This is a genomic window from Radiobacillus deserti (genome assembly GCF_007301515.1).
Taxonomy (GTDB): Bacteria; Bacillota; Bacilli; order Bacillales; family Amphibacillaceae; genus Radiobacillus; species Radiobacillus deserti.
This window is the reverse complement of sequence record NZ_CP041666.1, coordinates 803774-827611: the sequence shown is the minus strand read 5'-3', so window position 1 is coordinate 827611 and position 23838 is coordinate 803774. Positions and strand designations below refer to the sequence as shown.

General features: G+C 36.4%; 22 protein-coding genes and 1 riboswitch. Of the genes, 3 read left to right on the top strand and 19 right to left on the bottom strand.

Going from position 1 to position 23838, the window contains the following annotated elements; genetic code table 11:
* Nucleotides 1-4 precede the first annotated feature (4 nt).
* The 5 genes from FN924_RS04455 to FN924_RS04435 form a co-directional block, all read right to left on the bottom strand.
* Nucleotides 5-1144: an MFS transporter gene (locus FN924_RS04455; protein WP_143892240.1), complete on the bottom strand. Its 1140-nt coding sequence runs from the start codon at nt 1142-1144 to the stop codon at nt 5-7.
* 124 nt (nt 1145-1268) lie between these two features.
* Nucleotides 1269-2558, bottom strand: a complete 1290-nt coding sequence (locus FN924_RS04450) for a glycoside hydrolase family 18 protein (RefSeq protein ID WP_143892239.1) — start codon at nt 2556-2558, stop codon at nt 1269-1271.
* A gap of 151 nt (nt 2559-2709) precedes the next feature.
* A complete protein-coding gene (locus FN924_RS04445) occupies nt 2710-3966 on the bottom strand; it encodes a SpoIID/LytB domain-containing protein (RefSeq protein ID WP_143892238.1) in 1257 nt (418 codons plus the stop codon).
* Nucleotides 3967-4462: 496 nt separating this feature from the next.
* A complete protein-coding gene (locus tag FN924_RS04440; protein WP_143892237.1) occupies nt 4463-5734 on the bottom strand; it encodes an MFS transporter in 1272 nt (423 codons plus the stop codon).
* A gap of 19 nt (nt 5735-5753) precedes the next feature.
* Nucleotides 5754-8285 carry a ThiF family adenylyltransferase gene (locus FN924_RS04435; RefSeq protein ID WP_143892236.1) on the bottom strand — a complete coding sequence of 844 codons (2532 nt, stop codon included), beginning with the start codon at nt 8283-8285 and terminating at the stop codon, nt 5754-5756.
* A gap of 513 nt (nt 8286-8798) precedes the next feature.
* Here FN924_RS04435 and FN924_RS04430 point away from each other — a divergent pair.
* Nucleotides 8799-10067: a helix-turn-helix domain-containing protein gene (locus FN924_RS04430; protein ID WP_143892235.1), complete on the top strand. Its 1269-nt coding sequence runs from the start codon at nt 8799-8801 to the stop codon at nt 10065-10067.
* Between the two features lie 349 nt (nt 10068-10416).
* On the opposite strand, the gene FN924_RS04425 is transcribed toward FN924_RS04430, so the two are convergent.
* From FN924_RS04425 to FN924_RS19230, 7 genes are all read right to left on the bottom strand, one after another.
* Complete coding sequence (locus FN924_RS04425) at nt 10417-11436, bottom strand: thiazole biosynthesis adenylyltransferase ThiF (protein WP_143892234.1); 1020 nt, start codon at nt 11434-11436, stop codon at nt 10417-10419.
* On the bottom strand, nt 11429-12199 hold the full coding sequence (locus FN924_RS04420; protein WP_143892233.1) for a thiazole synthase: 771 nt from the start codon (nt 12197-12199) through the stop codon (nt 11429-11431). The genes FN924_RS04425 and FN924_RS04420 overlap by 8 nt, the downstream gene beginning before the upstream one ends.
* 1 nt (nt 12200) lies before the next feature.
* Nucleotides 12201-12404 (bottom strand): sulfur carrier protein ThiS, encoded by a 204-nt coding sequence (gene thiS / locus FN924_RS04415; protein WP_143892232.1) that lies wholly within the window; start codon nt 12402-12404, stop codon nt 12201-12203.
* 15 nt (nt 12405-12419) lie between these two features.
* Nucleotides 12420-13544: a glycine oxidase ThiO gene (gene thiO / locus FN924_RS04410; protein ID WP_143892231.1), complete on the bottom strand. Its 1125-nt coding sequence runs from the start codon at nt 13542-13544 to the stop codon at nt 12420-12422.
* A complete protein-coding gene (tenI, locus tag FN924_RS04405) occupies nt 13537-14163 on the bottom strand; it encodes a thiazole tautomerase TenI (RefSeq protein ID WP_143892230.1) in 627 nt (208 codons plus the stop codon). The genes thiO and tenI overlap by 8 nt, the downstream gene beginning before the upstream one ends.
* 101 nt (nt 14164-14264) lie before the next feature.
* A riboswitch (TPP riboswitch) is annotated at nt 14265-14365 on the bottom strand.
* Between the two features lie 224 nt (nt 14366-14589).
* A complete protein-coding gene (locus FN924_RS04400; protein WP_228409569.1) occupies nt 14590-15483 on the bottom strand; it encodes a glycerol kinase in 894 nt (297 codons plus the stop codon).
* 100 nt (nt 15484-15583) lie between these two features.
* On the bottom strand, nt 15584-15769 hold the full coding sequence (locus FN924_RS19230) for a MazG nucleotide pyrophosphohydrolase domain-containing protein (protein WP_228409568.1): 186 nt from the start codon (nt 15767-15769) through the stop codon (nt 15584-15586).
* 832 nt (nt 15770-16601) lie between these two features.
* On the opposite strand from FN924_RS19230, the gene FN924_RS04390 reads away from it, so the two are divergent.
* Complete coding sequence (locus tag FN924_RS04390; RefSeq protein WP_228409567.1) at nt 16602-17819, top strand: ISL3 family transposase; 1218 nt, start codon at nt 16602-16604, stop codon at nt 17817-17819.
* A 263-nt stretch (nt 17820-18082) separates the two neighbouring features.
* On the top strand, nt 18083-18394 hold the full coding sequence (locus FN924_RS04385) for a S8 family serine peptidase (protein WP_143892229.1): 312 nt from the start codon (nt 18083-18085) through the stop codon (nt 18392-18394).
* 5 nt (nt 18395-18399) lie between these two features.
* On the opposite strand, the gene FN924_RS04380 is transcribed toward FN924_RS04385, so the two are convergent.
* From FN924_RS04380 to FN924_RS04350, 7 genes are all read right to left on the bottom strand, one after another.
* Nucleotides 18400-19008, bottom strand: coding sequence for an NAD(P)-binding protein (locus FN924_RS04380; protein WP_143892228.1), 609 nt, complete (start codon nt 19006-19008; stop codon nt 18400-18402).
* Nucleotides 19009-19148: 140 nt separating this feature from the next.
* Nucleotides 19149-19349 (bottom strand): IS3 family transposase, encoded by a 201-nt coding sequence (locus FN924_RS04375; protein ID WP_143892227.1) that lies wholly within the window; start codon nt 19347-19349, stop codon nt 19149-19151.
* Between the two features lie 231 nt (nt 19350-19580).
* The gene (locus FN924_RS04370; RefSeq protein ID WP_158633931.1) at nt 19581-19976 is read right to left on the bottom strand and encodes a VOC family protein; all 396 of its coding nucleotides are present in this window, start codon (nt 19974-19976) and stop codon (nt 19581-19583) included.
* A 513-nt stretch (nt 19977-20489) separates the two neighbouring features.
* Nucleotides 20490-20828, bottom strand: a complete 339-nt coding sequence (locus FN924_RS04365; protein WP_143892225.1) for a hypothetical protein — start codon at nt 20826-20828, stop codon at nt 20490-20492.
* A 43-nt stretch (nt 20829-20871) separates the two neighbouring features.
* A complete protein-coding gene (locus tag FN924_RS04360) occupies nt 20872-21351 on the bottom strand; it encodes a GyrI-like domain-containing protein (RefSeq protein WP_143892224.1) in 480 nt (159 codons plus the stop codon).
* 47 nt (nt 21352-21398) lie between these two features.
* Nucleotides 21399-22850: a GyrI-like domain-containing protein gene (locus tag FN924_RS04355; RefSeq protein ID WP_143892223.1), complete on the bottom strand. Its 1452-nt coding sequence runs from the start codon at nt 22848-22850 to the stop codon at nt 21399-21401.
* Nucleotides 22851-22869: 19 nt separating this feature from the next.
* Complete coding sequence (locus FN924_RS04350) at nt 22870-23604, bottom strand: RNA polymerase sigma factor (protein WP_143892222.1); 735 nt, start codon at nt 23602-23604, stop codon at nt 22870-22872.
* Between the last annotated feature and the right edge of the window lie 234 nt (nt 23605-23838).

Here is a 23838-nt window from a genome sequence, read left to right as displayed (position 1 = left end):
TATTTTACACATCCGGCACTCTTGCTTTCGTCCCGCCAAAGACAGTAAGGACACCGACGATAAAGAAGACACCAGCAACACTCGCTACATGGGCAACTGCTCCAAATAGAATCGGAGCAGAAATTTGCGTTAGCCGGTTAGCCGTTAAGCGTAAACCAAGCCCTTCGCCAATTCTATCCTGTGGGAGTGAATCCGCCGTCGTTGAAATCGATAATGGTTGTCCAAGTCCTGAGCCAAGCCCGACTATAAAGGATAAAATCGCCAGAATCATCGCACTTTCGAAAAACGGCAAGGCAAAGAAAAATACACCTGATACTACAATGGAACCCATGATAATTTTGGTTCTACTAAAATTGGAAAGAAGATAAGGAATCAGCCAACGAATTAAAATTCCACCTGCAGCGTTTAAAGAAATGATGAAGCCAATCGTGGCATCTGATAAACCAAATTCCACCCCTAACAATGGGAAATAAGCCGTGTAAATGTCTTTTCCTAATATAATGAGAATACTGACTAAAAAAGCAACTCGAAGATTTTTAATCTTTAATAAGGACAAGGACTGCTTCAGCTTGGTCGACTTTCTCGTAGCCTCTCGATGCGAATCCGACTTAATAAACAGCGTGAAGCATGCGGAGAGCACCGAAACACCACTTAACAATCCGAACGCGACCGCGTAATCCCATATATCTGCAAAAAGCCCTCCAAGCATCGGTCCTAAGAAGCTTCCTAGCGCAACCCCGATACTGAACAGCATAATACTTTTCTCTCGTTCATCATGCGACTTGCTGGCACTGGCTAAGGTTTGCGCAGATACAGCAAACACGGTGTGCGAAATCCCAGCTAAAATTTGTGAAAGGAGAATCGACCATATACTCGCATTTACGAATGGAAGTAAAATAGCGAGCGCACCAACGAAGGTACTAGCGACAATTGGTCGCTTATACCCGGCACGATCGACAATCTGTCCCATTTTAATCGCTAAGAAAAACGGAAATAACGGGTACAGCGCCACGATAACCCCAATCTCTGCAACACTAGCCCCTAGCTGACTAGCGAGTAGTGGAATCAACGGCCTTGTCCCCATAATCCCGGTAAAAAAGATAAACCCTATTAGTAATACATTATATTTTTCAAAAAATCTCAAGGTAAGACACCTTCTTGTTGATGTAGGTTATGAACGATTTTATTTTAACATGATTGCTTAGGAAAGGCTTGGCGAAGGGATTGAACAAAAAGGGGACACCTCTTTAAAAGAAGTGTCCCTATCATTATCGCTTCACGACGTTAAAATTCTCTGCAATCAACAACCAATTCTGCGGAAACGGCAAGCCAAGCTTCCAATAGCTTACGCCACGCAACCCTAGCCGCTTGAGAAGGTCAAACTTCGCCTGTATCGAACGAGCATCCTCAAACCATACTTTGTGTGACTTCCCTTGCTCATCTACATAGTCAAAGTGCGGTGCCTGTGCTTGCACATCGTATTGTATCGGTACACCATATTGCTTTGCCAGCTCAATTGCTCGCTGTGGACTAACGGACCGAGCGTATGGCCCACCTTCTACATAAGGCAATGTCCAGTCATAGCCATACAGATTTTGACCCATCATAATTTTAGAGGCTGGCATTTCTGTCAGCGCGTACTGCAGCACCTTTTCTACCGGTCCAATCGGAGAAACTGCCATCGGAGGACCACCCGAATACCCCCACTCATAGGTCATGAGCACGACAAAATCCACAATCTCACCGTGCGCTCGATAATCATGCGCTTCATACCATTGACCAGGTTGATCTGCTCTTGTCTTTGGTGCCAAGGCACTCGAGATTAACAAGCCTTCATTGCGCAATCGTTCAGCAGCTCTTCGTAAAAAGCTGTTGTAAGCTTCTCGTTGGTCTCCTGGTAAAAACTCAAAGTCAAAGTGCACATCCGTAAATTTACCAACCCGTCTCGCTTCCGCAATAATGTTATCGAGTAGCAAATCCTGAACCGCACGACTCTGGAGAATATCTTTTCCCAGCTCGCCACTAAACTGTCCACCCTCTAAATTCGTAACCACCATCATTAAGGAAGCTCCCGATTCTTCTGCAATCTCTGGAATTCCTTCTAAAGGCATCGACTGGAGCGTGCCATCTCTTCTTACTTGATAGCTAAACGGAGCAAGATACGTCAAATAAGGAGCACTAGCTCTCGCATCTCGTAGCAGAGCGTCACTAACCGTCGTTCCTCTCGGCTCGATATACGCATTAATTTCTGCGTTTCTTTTCGGAATAGGTGGTATAAAGAGACGGAGTCCAATCGGTAATGGAGCATTAGGATTGATTTGATTCATTTGAGCAATCGTCGTATATGGAATCCCGAACCGCTGCCCTATTGCCCATAATGTATCCCCCGGTTGTACCCAGTAAAAGCTTCCCCAAATCGGTATCACTAATGCCTGCCCTACCACCAGCTGGTTAGGGTCTGGGATTTGGTTGGCTTGCACTATATGTTGAGTAGAGGAGTTATAGGTCTGAGCTATTCGCCATAGCGTTTCCCCTCGTTGTACCACATGAATCTGCATGCATATCCTCCCTTTCCAGTAGCTCAAATGGAATACCAGTCCTACTTGAAAGTGTATGAAGGAGAGCATGTACACTGAACCTATAACCGTAATTCATGGATGTGTCTTACGAAAAAAGCCACAGAGAGATTTTATCTCCGTGGCTATTCTCTTACTTATCAAATGGTGTAATTTTCGTTCCAGGATAATAAAACTGGATAATCTCTCGATAAGACTTCCCGCTTTCCGCCATCCCTTGTGCCCCCCACTGACTCATGCCGACACCGTGGCCAAAGCCTCTTCCTTTCATCGTATAGCTTTCCTTATCTGCTTCAAGCGAATCAATCAGATAACTCTTAAAAATTGTTCCGCCAATCATGGGACGTATTTTATTTAGATTCACGTTGGTTAGATTATATCGATGAAACAAAACGGTGCCATCAAACAATCTTTCCATAAACTCAACAGTCAACGATCCCTTTACACTCCGCTCCGAGGAAAGTTGCTTTTCTGCGAGCTCGAATTTCGGTATGGCCAGGATTTTCAAATCCCCGGAATAGCCCTTTCCTTTTAAGTAGCGCTTCATGGATTCCGAAATGTCTTTATCCTTTTCCTGTAATGCGTCCCACCAGTCAAAAGCATCCCAATCAATGGTATTTAAATCAATTTGGGTTCGGTGTAACGTGAACTCCCAAGGCTCGATTGGATCATAAGGATCCTTCTTAATTGGAAAATAAGACTGCGCTTTTCCACCCCAAACGTTTTTATTACTTTCTGTCACACCTCCGTTACTCGCAGAAAAGAAAGCCTCGATTAGCTTCCCTTTATGGGTAATGACTTCCCCCTTCGTTTCCTCCACCGCCTTCGTTGTTTTCTCCTTCCACGTATAGCCGCCGTAGACTTGGTAGCTGATTGTGTCGTTAATTTCCTCGTTAATATGAGAGGCCGCGTAGGTTCTTGCAGCTAGCGCTTGGGCTTTTAATGCTTCAAGGTCCCAGGTTGGATAGACTTCAAAGGGAACGACACCTTTTAAGTAATCCTCCAATGGGAGCTGGTTAACGGGGCGAATCGTGTTATCCTCTTCCGCTCTGAATTCCATCGCACCTAAATATGGTCGGTCATTTATGTATAGAATATGGTTCTCATCGTATTTGTCCGGGATTAGAATCAGAGAATCTTGAAAGGTGTGTTTTTCCTTTTTCCCTTTAAGAACGAGAGACCCTTTTTTCATCGTTAATTGATAGGCTACTCCTTCCTTTATTGTTAGAGTTGGGTCTAGGGATTTGTAATCGCCTTTGAATTCGATTTTAAGCTTGGATGGATTCTCTATGTAGTTGGTCAGTTTTACGGTCATCATGTTTTCGGCGTGTATGGTGATTGGGAATAAGCAGATGAGTATGGTTGATAATAATAGCAGTAAATTCTTCATGTCACTTAGGGTAGCTTAGAGATAAATAATTTATACGCTTTTGTTATGTTCACTTCATTTACTCTTATAATTCTCTCATGATAAATAATTAAAGTGACAATTTCCCCTCACTCCATTTCCATTACCATTCTATGAATTATTATATACGTTGTTTTTTTATGCAAAATCACTAAAAAGTTATTTCAAACTTCCGTTTTACTATCACTTGTGATACGGTTCACCGCAGTTATTTAATACTCGGGCTATTGATTAGGATTTAAATCTTTCCAGTGCTTTATATTAGTAAATTACAAGCATCTATGTTTTTTAAATGGAAGGGGGAAGCTCTTGTTTATCGCTAACTAAATAATTAATTTAATAATTCGTCAGGAACTGCATCGGGTAAGTATTCATTAGTAAATTGGTTAAAGGGATTAATAGATAGTAAAGAACTCGTTATAATTGATATAATTAGAAATTTTTTCATAATAAAGTAACTCCTATCTTACTTAATTTTTTATTGTGAAATTTCTTGTCCTTTTTCAAAGAATATATAATTCTCTTTATTCATTTTATTATAGGATGGTAAATTCCTTAATTTAGGATAAACAATCCAATATACCGAAACAAATAACAATGATATAGCACCCATCAAATAAACATAGCTTGAATCTATTATACTTCCTAAAAACCCACCTAATATGGATCCAAAAGGTAGAGCTATGCTAGAAATACTGGAGATAACTGCAAATACTCTCCCGAGTAACTCTTCTGGTATTAAGGTTTGAAACATTGTAAAAATCAGTACATTTACAATTCCTAATGTTACATTGGCAATACCAAATAATATGAGAGATAATACCGGGTTACTCAGAAAAGAAACAAACCAAATAATAAATGAAATAAATGTAGATAAAATTATTACTCTACCTATAGGGAATTTTTGAAATAAAGGAGCAATTAATGAGCCTAATAGCATTCCCACGGACCATGCAGCCATATAATAACCATAATATTCATCCCCACCCTTGGAAATTGAGAAGGCTGGTAAGATAGCATTAATCATCCCAAACAGTCCATTTGCGATCACAAGTGGAATTAATAATTTTGGAATAAATGAGTTTTTAACAAAATTCAAGCCAACCTTTAAATCCTTTTTATAGTTAGATATAATCTCTTTTAAACCTGCTTTACTTTTCTTATCATCTGTTTTTTGGTTATTTTTAATATTAATGTTCAAAAACATTATTCCTGCAAGTATAAAAGTAATCGAATCCACTATATAAATGTTAATAACACCAATGTAAACGAGCAATAATCCTGATACTGCAGTCAATGCAAAGTCAATACCCTGATACGCAAAACTCATTAAAGAGTTTCCATGCACTAAATCCTCTTCTTTCAAAATTCTTGGAAGTATAGAAGATTGAGCTGGATAAGATATCTCACTAAACACTGAAGCCAAGAACATTACAATTATGACAATCCAAACATTGAGTACATTAAAATAACTTGCGACAGGAACACATAGAATCAATAGACCTTCCATAACCTGAGTTATGATTAAGGTGAATTTTAACGATAATCGATCTACCAAAGGGCCAAAAATAAACCCAAACAATTGTGGTATAAAAACTATTGCAGAAGCTAATCCAGTATAAAATGGATCGTTAGTTAAATTAAAAACTAACCACATAGCAGCAATAGCGTATATACTATCACCTAGATTGGTAATTAACCTGCCAATGAATAGAAATGAAAAGTTTCTATTTTTAAAAACATTTACCATTATGAACTCCTTACAACATTTATTTTCTTATATTTATCTCTTTAAGATAAGATATTAGTGAATTTAGGTATTTTGCTGAGACTTCAAGTAGTTCCTCATTTGTCATATTTGTAAAACTACTTAAGAATTGCTCTAGACTAGTTTCCCCATTATTTAATCTTTGTTTAATTTGAAGTATTGTCGAATACTTTTCATTACTTCCATTTTCAAATAAAAATACTGCTATAAAATATGATATTGGTTCTAATATATTTGAAAATGGTTCAAATATAAAATTAGAATTCAAAAAAACATTTAGATAGCTATGCTCTTGATTTTTAAATTTAACATTTTCAAAAATATTATGTTTATCAAATTTTTTGCGTATGTCCAGAAAATCTTTAATATTAAAGGTCCTATTATCCTTTATATAATCAAATATTTCACTTTCTAACAAATGTATTCCAAATGTGTTTAATACAACTTTATGGATTCTTGCAATGTATTGTTCTGCTAGTTCGTCTTTAAACTCACCAGATAGTTGGTTATTAGTTAAAATGGCCTTTATACACGTTATTTCGAAATAATATGCTACAATTTCATTGATAATTTGTGAACTATCATCAAAGAAAGATTCCTTATAAGACAAATTAAAGTAGGAATGTCCTAACTCATGAAATACAGTAAAAAAACTTTCCCAGTCATTCTCAAACTTTAGGACAATTATATTTTCTTTAATTGAAGGAAAATATACATTTTGGTTAATATCACTCTTAGTACTATCATTTTCAAAAATAACATAATTATTTTCAAGCATTCTCTCAATATGTTCTAAAAAATCAGGAGGTAACAAAGATTCACTTACTCCTTGAAGAGATTCAATAATTATTTCTTTTGCTTCATAATAATCACTAAAATGACCTCTATTATAATAATGCAAATAGTCCCCTTTATCAGATTCTTTGAAGAGTGTCTCCATAGTTTGATCTAGTAGAAATTTATATTGCTTTTGTACACTTAAATTGAATGCAGAAAGAATAGAATTATTAATCCCAATAACCTCAACTAAATACTCATTTAAGTCAGTATGTTCAATGAAATGTAATTTATATTTAAGAAGTAAATTTATAATCTCATCGATATTACTATATATAGCTTTGTAAATAACGTCTTGTAGTTGTTGTTTTTTTGTATAATCTTCAATTTCATTCAATAAACCTAATGCATGGAAAATGTGTAAAGATCGATTATCATATTCAACCATTATGTTGGAAATTATATCTTTATAACTTAAATATAAATTTTCTATACCTTCCTCTAAATCACTATCTACAGAATACAAAAAGTCCATAAATTTTAAGTATGGTTTTTCTAAAGAAATCTCTTCTAAGTTATATACACTTTGTAACAAGTTAAATACTTGGTATATAGATGTAATTTCCATTTCAATTTGTTCATTAACTGTCTCATTATTTTCAACATATTCACGGATATAATTAATTTTTCTATTTAATTTTTTCTCATCTAGTGGCATTATTTTCTGTGCAACTTCTATTAATTTATTATTAGTTTCCTCCCTGGAAGTATTAATTTTAATATCCAAGAAGTCAAAATCGATATTGTCTAGTTTTTTTGTATTCTGATCAAAATCAAAAACATCTTCTATTATTAATCGACTAATAAGTAATGAAGCAGCTAAACTTTGTATTATTGTTCCTCTATTTTCTCCAATGTAATAAGGAGTATAATAATCACGGTAACTTTCTTTCAAACTATTATGGCCATTTTGAGAACATAAGTTGGAGACAAGCGTATTGTCGTTAAAATAACCTGTTTGTATATATTTTATTCCGTTGGATTGGGAAAATTTAATAATATCATTATGTAGTGACTCTGTAGCATCGTCAAAACATCCAAAAATATATTGATACCCTTCTAAATTTAATGAACTGATATCATTTATCCCTAGAACCTTTTTATCAATTGTAGTTATTTTGGTATAAGGTTCTGAGTTCTTTATCCTTTTTTCAATTACTTTTATCTTCTTTTTATTAACATCATTTAAGTCAAAGAGTAACTGCGGTTTTATATTCCTTAATTGTACAGAATCATTATCAATTAGAATTAACTCACCTACTCCAAGTTTCGCCAATGTAATTGCTAGAGTTGAACCAATTGTTCCTGCACCAATAATAACAGCTTTAATTTTATTAATTTTATTTGATAATTCCATAGATCCCAATGTTTTGTCATAATTACTTAGGAAATCATTCTGACGTTTAGTAAATTCATACTCAAATTCTTCAATATCATTCGGGTAATTTATCAATAAATTATTATCCTTAAGAATCGACACTAGATTATCAAATTCTTCATTATTAATATTAATTTTTGTTTTCCAAATTTGAATATCTTGATGTTTTTCATCAAGTGTGCCTTCTTTAAGGATCTCTAATAGCGACCATACAAGTTCAAAATCATTCACCTCTAAAGTTTTATTTTCTCCATCATAATATTCAATCTCCCTTCTTTCTGGATAACCTCTAAAGTTTAATGAATTTCTCAGTTTCATATGAATACCACCTTAATAATTTCAGTGCCAAGATGTGATATTCCCAGCACTGAAATTTATTATTAAATAATTAACATGCTATAAAGCATTTGCACTTTTTTTGATATTGAGTAGCTTTTTTAACTTTGATTTTAATTTTCATATTTCCCACCCCTATTCTAATATTGGTTGCTAATTAACACGCTATAAAGCATTTGCACTTTTTTTGATATTGAGTAGCTTTTTTAACTTTGACTTTAATTTTCATATTTCCCCCCCTTTCTAATATTGGTTGCTAATTAACACGCTATAAAGCATTTGCACTTTTTTTGATATTGAGCAACCTTTTTAATTTTCAATTTGATTCTCATGATTAATCCTCCTTTTAGTTATTAGTCAAATAATTGACTTATAGTTACTTTCCTCTTTTTATTACCATTTTCCTTCCAAAAAAGATTGATAAACTCAGGAAAAAAATGTAAGATTATACATAATATTTTAAAAAAGTTTTTCAACCTATTGTGAGGAATAGTTATGAATAAAAATCAGTTGGGATACAAATTAAAATACAAACGCAAACAACTATCGTATACTCAAGAACAAGTTTGTTTAGGTATATGTTCGAAATCTTATCTTAGTAAAATCGAAAATAATAAGATCCTTGGAAAACCTGATATTATGGAACTATTGTGTGAAAGATTGGAATTGGATATTGAGGATATATATATTAATCAAGAAAGGGGAAGAAATGAATTAAGTGAACTTGAAGATATTTATAAAGCTATTAATAATAAGAATTTTAATAACTTTAAAAAACAATACAAGATTATAAATAGTCACCTAGATAAAGGAGATCCTATTATTTCACTTGCCTGTGAAATAATCTTATTAGAATACCACACCGCGCAGAAAGAGAAAGAATTATCCTCTTCTTATGCAGAAAAGGTCAAAAATAAATATGAATATTTACCAGATGAATTTATAGAAAATTATTACAAATCTCTTGGTTATTATGAATACACTTATGGAGATTTAGAACGAAGTTTAGATTATCTATATGAGGCTGAGAAAGTTATAAAGAAGAAACGCAAAGAAGATTCAAATTTGCACTATTTATTAGCAATAGTTAACACTAAATTCATGTTAACATCACTTTCTATTATACATACTGAAAAGGCTCTTAACCTATATGATAAAGAACTAAATATTAAACAAATAATCAATTGTAAGCTTCTTTTAGGTATAAATTATATTAGAATCGAAAAATATGATTTAGCAGAAAATATTTTTATGAGCATTATAGATTCACTTAAGGGGTATAGTGATAAAAGAATACTATCTAAGACATATCATAATTTGGGATATGTCTATTTATTAACAAAAAGGCATCATATATCAATAGAATTTTTAAACATGTCACTTATATTAAAGACTAGTCGAGAGGATAAATTGAGCACTATTTATCTATTAGCATATGAATATAAATTAATTGGGAATAAAAAGAAAGCATTAGAACTATGTAAAGAAGGCCTAAAATATAATAGGAACAATAGTTTTAGTTACAAATTATTAATCCTAAGAGAATCCATTTCACCTAAAATGCATCTAAATGAATTTCAGAAAAAACTTGAAAATGAAATTTTACCTTACTTCTTGAAAAAGGACCCTTTTGTTGCTGCTGAATGTTATTCTTTACTTGCTAGTTTATATATCAAGGAGAATAAATATAAAAGTGCTACTATACATCTACAGAACTCCATAGATATTTCATACAAATTTAAAAACAAGCAACTCCTAATGTAACTTAGAATTGAATAAGTGATTTTAGCAGTAATTCCTGCAACTTGATTCAGTTAATTTATTTTCACATTCTTTAAATATAGACATATAAAGATGTTAATTACTTCCTTACATTGGGCTCAGGCCCCTGTCGAAAGACAAAGTGATAGAATTGTCCGTAATCGAAAAACGATTAGGGGGTGATGCAAATTAACTTTTGTGTTACTCCTTTTTTGTTTGGTTGCTAGTGCCATCTGTAACCGTGAAGTAGAATGACTATTTTTGGTTTATTCACTTGAACGGGTTCACCGCTCTTTATGCTAAACAGGTTTCCACAACCAACTATTCACATAATTTACAGGATCTATTACACTCACCCCAAATACCGATAATACACCCCTCTAGCCTCCGAAACGTCCTTAGTCCCATGAACAAGCACCCGCCCATCCTTAAAGACTACCAATCGATGATGCCCAACTTCAAATGCAAGCAAATATGGATTCCGCGAAACCTCCACACCTTGCTCAGATAGAACAACAGCCAGCTCCTCCAAGTCCCTATCCGCACGCACCGCCGGACGAATCTGAACCGTATCTCTCCCACATAAAACAGCAGTTTTCGTCTGATTCGAATACGAAAGAAAAGGATACGTTGGGTATTGACCACAAGAAGAACACTCATCCCGCTTCAGTTTATCAACCCGAATTGCCGTTTGCTGATTTTGCCACAGATCAAAAGAAACAAGCTTTTTCCGTAAGGACTCATAGTCTTCCACTAATATCTTTAATGCTTCTGCCGTTTGAAAGGCCACAACCATCTGAACAGCAGGACTAATGATCCCTGCCGTATCACAGGTGAGTCCGCCTATCGGTACTGTTTCGAGTAGGCAATGTAAACAAGGGGTCTCGCCTGGTACAATCGTATAGCTAATCCCATAGCTTCCTACACAGGCTCCATAAATCCATGGGAGACGATGCTTTTGGGAAATATCGTTTATAATCATACGAATGTCGAAATTGTCGGTGGCATCGATGATTAAATCTATGCCACCGACTAATTGTTCCATTTCCTCCACAGACACATCCTGTACCAATGCTTCAATATCAACGTCCGAATTAATAGATTGTAGACGCTTTTTTGCGGCCACTGCCTTTGGGAGGCGTTGCTTGACATCTTCTTCTGCGTAGAGCTGCTGTCTTTGGAGGTTGCTCCACTCTACGTAATCTCGATCCACAATTCTTAGCTTTCCAACACCGGCGCGGACAAGTGCTTCTGCATTTCCTGTGCCGAGAGCACCTGCGCCGATCATTAACACATGTTTACTGCGAAGTTTAGTTTGCCCTTCTTTTCCGATTGGTTTGAATAGTTCTTGCCTAGAATACCGCTCATTCAACGATGCTCAATCCTTCCATTGGACTGCTTGCAATTGCGTACCGTTTTTTCGGGATGCGCCCCGCTTCGAATCCTAATCTTCCTGCTTCAATTGCTAGCTTCATCGCTTCTGCCATTTTGATAGGATCCTTGGCACCAGAAACTGCTGTATTTAATAGCACACCATCCGCTCCCATCTCCATGGCAATCGCTGCATCGGAAGGGGTACCAATTCCCGCATCGACGATGACTGGTACGTTCGATTGCTCGATGATAAAACTTAGATTTAATGGATTAATGATGCCTTGACCAGAACCGATGGGAGACGCACCAGGCATGATGGCATGACAGCCCAGCTCCTCTAATCGCTTCGCTAATAGCACATCATCCGACGTGTACGGTAGCACGATAAATCCTTCCTTCAATAGCTCTTCTGATGCTTTCAAGGTTTCTACTGGATCAGGCAAGAGTGTTTTGGGATCTCCGATAACCTCTACTTTTATCATGTCACAGAGTCCGGACGCTTTGGCTAGCTTTGCTGTTCGTACTGCTTCCTCTGCTGTTTTGGCTCCCGCTGTATTTGGCAGTAGACTATACTTTTCTACCTCGATTTTTTCTAGAAAGTTTGGTTGGTTTGCTTCAAAAATGTTCATCCTGCGCACAGAAAAGGTCAGGATTTCCGTTTTCGATACTTCTACCGCTTCCTTCTGCACATCAAAGTTTGGATATTTGCCTGTTCCTAATAAAAGTCTTGATGAAAATTGATACGGTCCTATGTTTAACATGTCATCCGCCTCCTACAAAGTTTACGATTTCGATTTTGTCTCGATCTGAAATCATCGTTTCGGAATGAGCTTTCTTTTCTAAAATGGTTTGATTTAACTCGACAATGACCACCTTTTTATCAATGCCAAAATGCTCTAACAAAGAAGTAACAGTTGTAAGGCTATCGGGAACTTCCACCTTGTCCCCATTAATAAGTAGCTCCATCGTACCCCTCCATTTCTAAATGATTTTCTCTGTATGTCGTTCCATCCGAAATGCACTAATATCTACTGGTGTTGGCTCTCGTTCTACTAATCTAGTGATTATTTCTCCGGTAATCGGCGCAAGTAAAATGCCATTGCGATAGTGACCGGTCGCCACAAACAACCCTTCATATGCTGGATGCTCGCCTAAGTATGGCAAGCCATCAACGGTTTGTGGCCGAATGCCAGCCCAAGCTTTTTCCCATTCCGCATGAACAATGTTAGGCACTAACCTTTTTGCCTTTTCTAGTAAGGACGAAATTCCGTTGACTGTCACCGTTTGATCAAAGGTATGCGGTTGAACCGTTGCTCCTACAAGAAGACGTCCACCCTTTTTCGGAACCAAGTAACAGCCATGTGAGAAGATGGTTCCAGTCAGTAATGGTTGGTGCGTACGTACAGAAAAGCACTCTCCCTTCACTGGATAGGTTTGTAAAGGAATTTGCGATTTCGGCAGTAATTGCTCACTCCATGCCCCACCAGCTACAATTACATGTTCACTTTCCACAGATCCATGGTTCGTTTGGATACCTGTTACTTTGCCACTTTCGAAAAGGAAGGACGTGACTTCCGTGTACTCTTTTATTTCCACTCCTAAAGCTGCTGCGGCTTTTAAAAATCCTAATGAGAGCTGCGGCGCAGACACTTGACCGTCTTTCTCGATAAACATCGCACCTCGGACCGCGTTCGATAGGGCTGGCTCTCTGCTTCTCACTTCGTCCTGGCTTAGCCATTCTGCCTGTTCCCCTGCTCTGGTTTGAACATCAACAATGTGCTTTAGATGGTATTCTTCCTCTTCAGTTATGGAAATTTTATACATTCCTTTTTGCACTAGCTCTATGTCTATTCCAGTTAGGTCCTTGATTTCTTCAGCAAGGATAGGAAACATCGCTCTGCTTTGCTTAGCTAATTGGAACAACGGTCCATCCTCCTCTAATTCAGCCTGAGCTGCTAGCATTCCCGCCGCGGCTCCAGATGCTTTACGAGCAAGACGATCCTTTTCCAATAGCAAAACTTTCTTTCCTTTTTTGGCAAGGTGATACGCAATGGACCCTCCATTGACTCCACCACCTACGATGATGCAATCGTACCTATTAAGCATGAAACCCCTCCTTCCTATCGACTAATCTGGAATTATATTCTTTTACCATCTCTAACGGGTTCTCCGCTTCTAAAATACCGGACATCACAGCAATACCGTCCGCGCCGGCTTCCACAACAGATTGCACATGACTCGGTTGAATTCCACCAATCCCAATTACGGGAATCGTTACAGATGCTGTAATCGTTCGGAGCTGCTCCAATCCTCTTGGATTTACGCCTGGCTTGGATTGTGTCTCAAAAATATGTCCAAAGGTGACATAGTCCGCACCTTGCGCTTGCGCACGTAATGCTTCCTCCAAAGAATGGACCGAACAGCCTACACGGAGCTGCGGGAAATGTTCTTTCACCTGGTCAATTGGTAAGGAATGATAGGCCAAATGAGTTCCTTGGACCCTCATCACTTGGGCGACATCTACTCGGTCGTTGATGACTATTTTGGAAAGAGGAACATTTTTAGTACGCAATTGTTCTACAAGCTGATAGATTTCTCTAGCGGTTTTCTCTTTTTCTCGAATATGTAAGGCGGTCAAATACGGATGTATTTCTTCAAAGGTTTCTACTAATCTTTCTACAGGTTGCCTTCCAGTTGATAGGACGTGCAGCTCCTTATTATTCATATCCATCTCCCCTTATGTGTCATCGAAAAAATACGAAAAGGCCACCCCAGCGCAGGGGTGGCCTTAAATACATACACTATGTACGTCAATACATAACATAAAAAATTCTATTCCCACTTCCCTACGCTGGTATTCCCCAGATCAGGTTCAAAGGGTTCAGATTACTCTGTCTCAGTCTTTTACGACACCCCTAGTAAGTACTCATATGTGATTTTGATTTTTTTTCAGTATAACATATTTATTTTTCATAGACGATGGAATCTTATGACTTCGTCGTCAAACACTCTTCGAAAACATGTTATGTGTGCGAAAGTTTTTCCCATTTGTTTCTAACAATACCTCTAAATGTACCGTGGTACTGAGATGCACTCCTAGTTACATCTAAATTCTCCACTTGTTTTCGTACACATTCGGTGCACTCTAATGTTAATAAGCCTGAATTCCAAATTTCAATAACTTCTTAGGTAAGATATCATCCAAGTTCTGAATATCTGCATCTTGTAATTGAATTAAGTTAAACCCATACTTTTCATAAATTCTTAGCTTTTCTTGCTTTCTAGCCGCATATTTCGGGTCGTCTTCTAACCCCCAATACTCTATGTAGACTTTGCCTACTGGCAGATAAAAATCCGTATAGACATCTTCTTCTATAGGTAACTTTCTTTCATAGGCGTGTACAATCTCAGACATGTATAACCAGTTATCTATCAACATTTCAGCTCTTGAACGTACATAATGTCCATCAGCAGATCTATGTTTCGCTTCAAACTTCTCTCTAAATGCAACTGGATTGCTTTGTTCTGTTTCCGTTTGTTGCTCTGGTTCATTTCCAAGAATCTCATTCATTGTTTCTACTAATCTTTTGTTTTCTAAAATACTTTCTGGCCAATTAACATATGGAACGCCCGTTTTATCATACTCTAGTTGTTTTCCACCAATACTTTCACCAAGTTTTGTTACTTTCCAACCCTTCACCGCTTTTTCTACAAAACCTAACTCAGACAATATGGGATTCATCTTAAACTTTGAAACACCAAAATGTTCACTAAGTGCAGTTGCGTTCAGAAGGGATTGATTGGAAGCGTGGAACATTTTATGATCCTTTATATCCACATTCCAGGCTATATACTCCCCTATTCTTGGGTGTTTTTTGGTTATTCCTCCCATTGCTTTTCCATGGTCAGTCAAAACCCAATTTTCATCCACTCTATTAATTAATCCATTAGCGAGCAAAATTTGAAATACTTCTTTGGTCCCCATCTTTAGTTCTTTAGAAAGAATTGTTGTTGATATATATTTAAAATTACTAGTAGTACTCACTGTTGATCCCCCACTTACAAAAAACTGTTAATCATATAGTACTTCTTAATTAAGATAGGAACAATAGATAATCCAGAATTATGGGAAAAGGTTCACTTTTTCATACCCCTACATCCCTATTTTTCCTATTCCTCACTTCTTCCATCTTTTGATAAAAGCTATCCTCTAAATCAACTTCAAAGTAGTTCGCGAACATTGTGATGTAAGCTATACAATCGGCCAATTCTTTTCCGATGTTTCCCTTACCACCGTCTTTAGCCGCTTCGAAAGCTTCGTCCTCATCCATGCCATCATTAATAAGTATATTCGTATGATTAATGCCCTTCTTAATTCTTCCGAAATCTCCGCTACCTCGGTGGTTAGAAGTATATGATTATTCAAAAGCGACGATTTAGTCCGCTCGTAGTTATCCATTGAAATTTGCCAGTTCATTTCAGCTTGATAGTTTTTCGTAAACGCTTGTAATCTTTCATCGGTGGGAATGCCGCTTGCTGGGTAGTTTGTGCATCTTTTACTGGTGTAGCTTGCCCATTTTGTTTGTACGGGAATATATGGGCTGAAATGTCTAAGTGATACCACGAATTTTGTGTGGCCCTTCTTGTGAACAGCTAGGTTTTTGTTGATTTTTAGAACTCTCCTTGGTATAATAAATAGGGAGGGGCTTACATGATTTTGTATAAAAGATTTGCACTTCTCGTACTACTTTCGGTTTGTTTAAGTTATATTATAAGTGTTATTTCTACTGAAAGTTTTTGGTTAAGATCTTTGACATTTTTGTTAGTATTCGCGGCTTTATACACATTATTTATTGTAATACCTTATAAATTTCAAGATAAATCTACAAAATTTAAGAAATATGTAGCTTGGATAGATAAAGCTGGAACTATTTTTGATTCAAAGGCAAAGTAATTTTATGATGATGAACTAAGAGTAAAGAGGAAGAGGTCACCTATTATAAATTGTGGCTTCTTCCTTTTTTATTGTTTCTTTTGTTATTTTAGGCTCTATAATATTTGTTGGGGTTCAGGTGAAATTCTGAAAAATAAAACACACGCAACCAATACATTCTTATATACTTGAATTGTCGAGAAACAAGTAGAGAATGGGGTTGCGTGTATATGGATTTTACCATGAATATACCAGGATTAAAAGAATGCATTATAACTAATATGGAAGATCGTGATGGAACGGTTCAGATTTATGTAGAAATGGAGCGTATCCCTCATTGTTGCCCGGTTTGTGAAACTAAAACAGACCGTGTACATGATTATAGATATCAAAAAATAAAACACTTAAAGTGGTTTGAGCGAATGACTCTATTATGGTATAAACGTCGTCGTTATGCTTGTCCTTCTTGTGGGAAGCGATTCTCAGAAAAAAGTCCAATAGTAGAACGGTACCAACGTGCTTCTATTGAATGGAACCAAGCGGTTTCAATAAAATCGATAAAAGGAAAGACCTTTAAAGAGGTTGGCGAAACATTCGGTGCATCAGCTTCAACAATTGTAAGACGCTTTGATAAATTAGCTGAAGAGCAAATAAAAAAGGTAGAAACCTTGCCATCCGTTATTGCAATTGATGAATATAAAGGAGATACAAAGGAAGGGAAATACCAGCTAATTATCGCAGATGGTATCACTAGACAACCTCTTGATATACTACCTAATCGGTATAAAAACACAATTAAAAATTATCTACAAAAACATGGCCAACAGGTTGAAGTAGTTATCATGGATATGAGTTCATCCTTTAAGGCAGCTGTTCAAAAGGCATTAGGGAAGCCTATTATCGTAGCCGATCGATTTCATTTTTGTAGATATATTTATTGGGGATTAGATCGTTTAGAAGACGTGTGCAACAAACCTTCCACGACTATGATTCGTAAGAAATGTAAGCGTATGAAACATGTATTTCATAAACCAAAGAATCGCTTGAAAGAAGACGAAATGTGGCATTTAGAAAGATATTTAGGAATGTCAGAAGAACTAAGAACTGCTCATGAACTAAAGGAAATATATAAAGATTGGTTTGAAGAAGCTAAAGTAATTGGGAGTGAAAATATCTTCAAGGTGAAGAAAGACCTAAAAGCTTTCTATGATCTGGTAAGAGAATCTGAATTACCAGAAATGATTAGTGCGATTAAGACGTTTCAAAATTGGCAAGTTGAAATACTAAATAGCTTTGTTTATAACTATTCAAACGGTTTTTTGGAAGGGATTAATAATACTACGAAAGTTTTAAAGAGGAATGCGTTTGGATTTAGAAGCTTCAAACGTTTTAGAGCAAAGATTTTACTCGCAAGACAGTATAAAGAAGTAGGGTTGCATATTGGTTGAGGTGACGAATAACATCACCACCCCAACATTTGACGTAGAACCTTATTTTATCGGTATCCAGTAGTTTTTAATTGTTGATTTATTACCAATTTCAACCAATTGCGAAATAATAATAATGGTTGATAAATGAGATAATATTTTCACTTTTTATAATAAACAGGAAAAAAGGAGGTAGTTTCAAATTAAAAGAATATCCTTGTTGCCGATCAAAACGGAAGAATTGTAAATTCCCGAAAGGATACCTTATGGGGATAAAGTAATTGATGCCCCAAAAAGTTTGGAACGACACAAGACAAGGGGCTGGCAATGTTGTCGCTGTCATTGATTCAGGTTGTCAGATAGATTATCTTGATTTAAAGGATAACATTGTAGGTCGTTATAACTTTACAGATGATGACCAAGGAAACCCTAGTATTTTCTATGATTACGTAGGATATGGCACTCACGTTTTCGGAATTATTGCTGCAATTAACAATGATGTTGGAGTAGTAGATGTTGCCCCAAAATATTTCTCTTGGAGGGTCAGCAGCAGTGGGAGAAATAATATAGGATTAGCTTTCCATTCTTTAGGGTAGGAAAGCTATTTCTTATATCTTGTAAAGGAAGTAATCCATTCCTCTTGCTTTTGTTTGTTTAAGAATTTTTTATCCGTGAGTTCCTTTAAGTACATTCTCTTATCCTGATTATTCCTATTACTATTTTTGATTATTTTTCTAGCTTCATATAGGAAATCTAAATAGGTTTCATAGTTTTCATCGTATTCCAGCTCCAGTTTTTCTTTTATTTCTTTTGCTAACGACGGGCTGGCACCCTCTGTAGAAATTGCAATAGATAGCCTTCCTCTTTTTACATAAGTCGGGAAATGAATATTTCCTTCTTCGGCAGTATCTGCTGAATTAATTAGTACATCCTTTGGAGCAGCATCCCGAACTTGCTGGTTTACGAAGGGGTTATTAGTTGCTGTGATAATTAAAAAAGCGTCTTTAATATCGTTACTAGCAAAATTCTTTTTCTTCCAAATAATTTGTCCTTGAGTAAAATAACTTTCTAAAGTGGCTGTGATGGTAGGACTAACCACTGTGATCAGACTTTCCGTTTCAAGTAATGATGTGATTTTTCTCTCCGCTACGTTCCCACCACCAATTACAACCACGTGTTTATTAGTCAAATCTAGCATTATTGGAATCATTACAAGCCCCCCTTTATCCCGAAAAAGTTAAAAATTGAGTATGATGTTCATAGTCTTTATTTAGCTTTATAGTCTAATATATAACATAGTTACAACCTAAGGTTTACCATTCCTATTCATTTCATTATTCACTCGAAATTTTACCAGCTTACTCGACCAATTCTGCTTCTAGAAACTATTCTTCCAATCTTCCTAAGTCCTTGCTTCACTTTACGAGCCCCATGGAATGGACGACTTTTATGAAAGATACGAACAATATTCAACGTAACATCATCTTCTGCTTGGCGTTCTGTTTCTTCGTAGTAGTATGTGCTTCCTGGAAGTAGTAGGACTTCGCACATTGCTGATAACCACGTTTACTTTTGTACTAGTATCAGCGTAGCTTGCTTTACATTTTCTTATTTTTAACAAAAATATTCTAATAAGTTCATACTTCCGATTTACTATCACTTAGGATAAGGTTTACTAAATACTATTCAGAGTCAGTTACTGCATAGACTAGAAGGAGAGGAAGTTAATTCCCCCCTATAGTACAGTGATATCTGCTGCTGGACATGGTGTTCATAATATGACTAAACGCTATAAAATGAGTAATTTTCATTATCAACCACTACATCAAACTTATTTCCATCAGGATCATAAAAATTAAACAGCATGATAGGGCCATGGTCTTCAATATTGGATACTTTCACACCCTTACTTTGTAATGTTTTATGGTAACCCTCTAAATCCGATGTAGTGAAATTAAAATATGGATTTGGATAATTTGTATTGGCGGTAAAAGTTAACGGATCTTTTTTTTGTACTTTGACTAAGGTCAGATACTGTTCCTCCTTTCTAAAATAAAAATCAGCACCTTCGTTATCTGGCCATGTTCCTACGTGTTCTAAATCCAGAATATCTTTGTACCAGCTAACAGCCCTATCGATATCAGTAACAGGTATAAAAACAGCTCCAATTTTAATCAATTGAGTTTCCTCCTTTATTGTTTCTGTAAAAAAATCACCCTATTCTTCATACACCCAAAAATTCAGGCGATTGCCATCTGGATCGTAAATGTAAAAATCACTTACTTCTAATCCTATTTGATCTAAGTTATCACTAATGGCTGACATCTCAACCCCAACACTATTAAACTAGCGTTAAACATTTTTATAGTCTTCTAAGGTAACTGGTACAAAACACGGTAATGTTTTCCCGTTTTGTTTGCCATACTGTTCATTCGAACGCTCCTCTAGGTATATTGGCCAAGGCTTCAGTGGAATCCCATTAAAATTTTCAGGCTCACCACAGTGCAACACCGCATACTTTCTCAGATGGACGCTCCTCTACTACTTTTAATCCAAGATGATTTTGAAACCACCTCAAGGAATTAGAAAGATTCCTTACATTTATTCTCATATAAAAGAATAGAAATCTAGAATGGGGAACAGACGCTACTAGACTAGGTCTTGCTTGGACAGCAGTCAGTTTAGTTCCTTCTAAATCAAAAAATTAAAAGAGGGGGTACCATCAATACTTAAATATCTGTCTGTTGTTCTTACATTGCTTTGATTAAAGTAGCTATGGGTCTCCACAAGGTCAGCTGTTTCGAAACAAAAGCGAATATTGGATGTGCTATCTAACTGTTCATCTTCCTTAACATTCTGTATAGTCATTGCAAATCCACTTGGATAAGTAAGAATTGTCATCTCCTCTTCAGGAATATCCTGTCCTTCTTTCAGATTAAAATGCTTACAATACCAATCTACTGCTTTTTTTCGATCTCCATCCACCTTTATAATTCCACCATCAAACCGCTTCAGTTTAAATCTTTGCATGACTAGTTCCCCCTAATTGTCTCTATTGTTAATGTATGGAATGTTACTCAAGTGGAATTAATATTTCGGCAACCTCTTCATCAACGTTCTCGTCTAAATAGTAGATTTCAATAGGGCATGAATAATGGAACCATTTTTGAACATATTCTTTTTCATCCATCCAAGCAAAGATCTTCGTATATCCCTCATCTATCGTATTATTCGAGCAGGATATTTTCGCATATTTCGTTGCAGGAAGGGTAAATCCTGTCATCCCTTCAGGAACATCCTCAATTTCCTCAACCTCCAGACATGCAAAATATGTTGCAAAGATCTCATTGCACATATGAGGACTATATAGAATCTCCTTATTCACTACATTCTTAATCTCGTCTCTTCTACTTTCAAACTCCGTTTGTACTTTAATTGCAGCATCTGGGAAGCCCCCAGGATAATTTGTAGTAATGCTTTGCCCTACCAAGTGGAATTTTTTTGTAATTACTTCACATTCAAAAGTAGCAATTGTTTTATGAAATGGATACATCTAATCACTCCTCTTTAAAATTTGCAGGTGGTAAAGATGCTCTCATACTATTCTTTAAGAGGTAAATAAATTTCTACCTCCTCGTCATTTTGTGGGGGAGTTATCGGAAGGAATACCTCAATCGTATATGAATCTTTATTTGTTTCATAACCATTCTCATTAATCCATTGATAAATTTTTTCATAAGCACTCTTGATCATCACTGTTTTCGTACGTATGTAGGCATAGTCACGGTCCGCATTAGAATAGACCATACCCTCTGGTAAACTATCAGGCTCATAATAAACTGGACGAGCAACGATATACGTAGCTTTTTCCTGTTTTTCTTCTTTCTTAGAATTATAAGCAACCAATCGGAGATTCGTAATTTTTGGCCCAATGGCGTAGTCTCTTTTAAGAAAAGATCTCATATTTTTAGGAACCTCTATTTCAAAGCGATTAACACTCCCATTATATTCTTCTCCTACAAACTGAAAATGTCGGTGGACTTTAAATGGAGCCATGAAGCTTTCGTCCTCATATTTTTCTATTAGCTTTAACAGCTTTGTTAACAAAGCTACTCCAGCTTTCTCCCAGTCGTGTGCGCTTTGCAAAATGTCGATTGCTCTTTTGCTAGTAGATATATTGTTCGGTTCGCCTCCCTGTGGGAATGGAAACATTCTCGGAATATCTGCAAGAATTTCTGCTATCTTTCTGTAAATACGTTCCCCTTCTTTAAGACAATTAGCTACCTGACAATCTAAGTCGGTGGAAACCTCCCACCTCTTAAGAAGGTCTGAAAAAAAGCGATGAGCATGTTTACGGGCATCTGCCACAACTGCTGCATTGTATGCATTACCTGCTTCATCTATTTTTCTACCTTCAAATGCTTTTATCCACGCTTCATATCCCTCTAAACCATGTTTATATTCACGAGAAGCAGCAAATGGTGACTTACCAAGTGCATATTCTAATGTTCTTATAAGAGTATCCTTCAGCATTATTGGAATTGTTTTGGGAGTAGATTGCAAGTAACCGCATAGAAAAAGATGCTGAAAACGTCTCTGGTTTAACTCACTAAATTTAATTAGTCTATCTTTCTCTATATCCTTTGCATAAAAAACTTGCTTTTCGTTATCGTATCCATATATTAGCCCAAACTCCGGCGCAAATAAGTCCCAAGAAATTACAGGGATACCCGTATCCAAGCTTCTTTGAGTAAAACGAATCATGTCTACTAGTTTTTTATCAGAGACTGGTGTTTGTAAACTTTCTATTAATGTAACTACTCCTAGAGTTTTCAAGCCTTTAGGCACTAGGTCAAGTGGGTCAAACATTGTCGGCCCAGCAGGACTAACTGTCTCAGGGTGAATATTAATACGAAATGCATGTGTTGAGTAGCCCATCACCTCAGATAATGTGAGCGTTTTCTTGTCTGTATACTGTAGCATCGCATAGATAGATTGTGCTGCAGAAGTCCATGTATAATTGTCCGAATCAAGCTTTGTCTTTACATCCACTTTCTTTCACTCCTCTTTACTAAATACGTGGCTTCGCAAGTATCCTTTGCTTAGCCATTCCTTTATTAAGGTGTTTTTTTATATAACCATTGAGATAGATTTGTGTACGCTCTCGTCTTAATTTAAAACGTATTCGGGATATAGTTGTATAAATATTTCCTACTGATACATTGAATAATTGTGCAATTTCATTTGGTGTAATCTCCTGGAAAAAATAAGCTTCGAACACCTCTCTCTCTCGTTTGGATAAACAGCACAAGAGATCTCGAATTCCCTCCAATATATCTTTTTTAATCATTAATGCTTCTGGATTCCCGAATGAAGACTGGATTCCTCCAGATACGTTTTGAGTTAAGTGATGGATAATATCAAATACATCTACTGCTTGATTGACTACTGTCTGTATTTCTACGTGAGTGAATAGTTGTTCCTTCTTATAAGGACTGTTGCCACGAAACTTCATGAGTGCTTGATTTTGAACGATTTTTTTAAGCCAAGGTGCAAACCGGCTGTCATCAATAAGATTCCCCATATGCAAAAATGCTTTAATTAGTGCGTCTTGTACTATATCCTCAGCCAGCTGTTTGTCCTTTGCTAGCGTATTTGCCCAATTAATTGCTTTGTTTCGGTACCTTCTAACTAATTCACCAAACGCATCTCTATCCCCCATTCGTGCAACTTTAATAAGGGTTTCATCTTTCATTTCTTCTAATATCGCTCTTTCGTCCAAATTCTCAAACACCACGATTATCACAAACACCCTTCTACTCAAGGCCTCTATTATGTAGATGCAAATTTATTCAAAAACCTTACAACATATCTTAAAAAATCCACTAATTTGTAATAATTTCTATTTAATAAGTATTGGATATCAGAACCAATAACTGTGAAAAAGTTCTATTATCAGTAAAAAGCAACTATACTTGGCCAAGAATTAGTGCGAATTTCGATAGTCCACCACTATTAACTCTTACTTTTATCCGCCTTG

Excerpts from the sequence above, each read along its gene's own strand:
- FN924_RS04450 (WP_143892239.1), bottom strand. The coding sequence starts at position 2,558 with ATGCAGATTCATGTGGTACAACGAGGGGAAACGCTATGGCGAATAGCT.
- FN924_RS04445 (WP_143892238.1), bottom strand. The coding sequence starts at position 3,966 with ATGAAGAATTTACTGCTATTATTATCAACCATACTCATCTGCTTATTC.
- FN924_RS04440 (WP_143892237.1), bottom strand. The coding sequence starts at position 5,734 with ATGGTAAATGTTTTTAAAAATAGAAACTTTTCATTTCTATTCATTGGC.
- FN924_RS04435 (WP_143892236.1), bottom strand. The coding sequence starts at position 8,285 with ATGAAACTGAGAAATTCATTAAACTTTAGAGGTTATCCAGAAAGAAGG.
- FN924_RS04430 (WP_143892235.1), top strand. The coding sequence starts at position 8,799 with ATGAATAAAAATCAGTTGGGATACAAATTAAAATACAAACGCAAACAA.
- FN924_RS04420 (WP_143892233.1), bottom strand. The coding sequence starts at position 12,199 with ATGTTAAACATAGGACCGTATCAATTTTCATCAAGACTTTTATTAGGA.
- thiS (WP_143892232.1), bottom strand. The coding sequence starts at position 12,404 with ATGGAGCTACTTATTAATGGGGACAAGGTGGAAGTTCCCGATAGCCTT.
- thiO (WP_143892231.1), bottom strand. The coding sequence starts at position 13,544 with ATGCTTAATAGGTACGATTGCATCATCGTAGGTGGTGGAGTCAATGGA.
- tenI (WP_143892230.1), bottom strand. The coding sequence starts at position 14,163 with ATGAATAATAAGGAGCTGCACGTCCTATCAACTGGAAGGCAACCTGTA.
- FN924_RS19230 (WP_228409568.1), bottom strand. The coding sequence starts at position 15,769 with ATGGATGAGGACGAAGCTTTCGAAGCGGCTAAAGACGGTGGTAAGGGA.
- FN924_RS04390 (WP_228409567.1), top strand. The coding sequence starts at position 16,602 with ATGGATTTTACCATGAATATACCAGGATTAAAAGAATGCATTATAACT.
- FN924_RS04385 (WP_143892229.1), top strand. The coding sequence starts at position 18,083 with ATGCCCCAAAAAGTTTGGAACGACACAAGACAAGGGGCTGGCAATGTT.
- FN924_RS04380 (WP_143892228.1), bottom strand. The coding sequence starts at position 19,008 with ATGATTCCAATAATGCTAGATTTGACTAATAAACACGTGGTTGTAATT.
- FN924_RS04375 (WP_143892227.1), bottom strand. The coding sequence starts at position 19,349 with ATGTGCGAAGTCCTACTACTTCCAGGAAGCACATACTACTACGAAGAA.
- FN924_RS04365 (WP_143892225.1), bottom strand. The coding sequence starts at position 20,828 with ATGCAAAGATTTAAACTGAAGCGGTTTGATGGTGGAATTATAAAGGTG.
- FN924_RS04360 (WP_143892224.1), bottom strand. The coding sequence starts at position 21,351 with ATGTATCCATTTCATAAAACAATTGCTACTTTTGAATGTGAAGTAATT.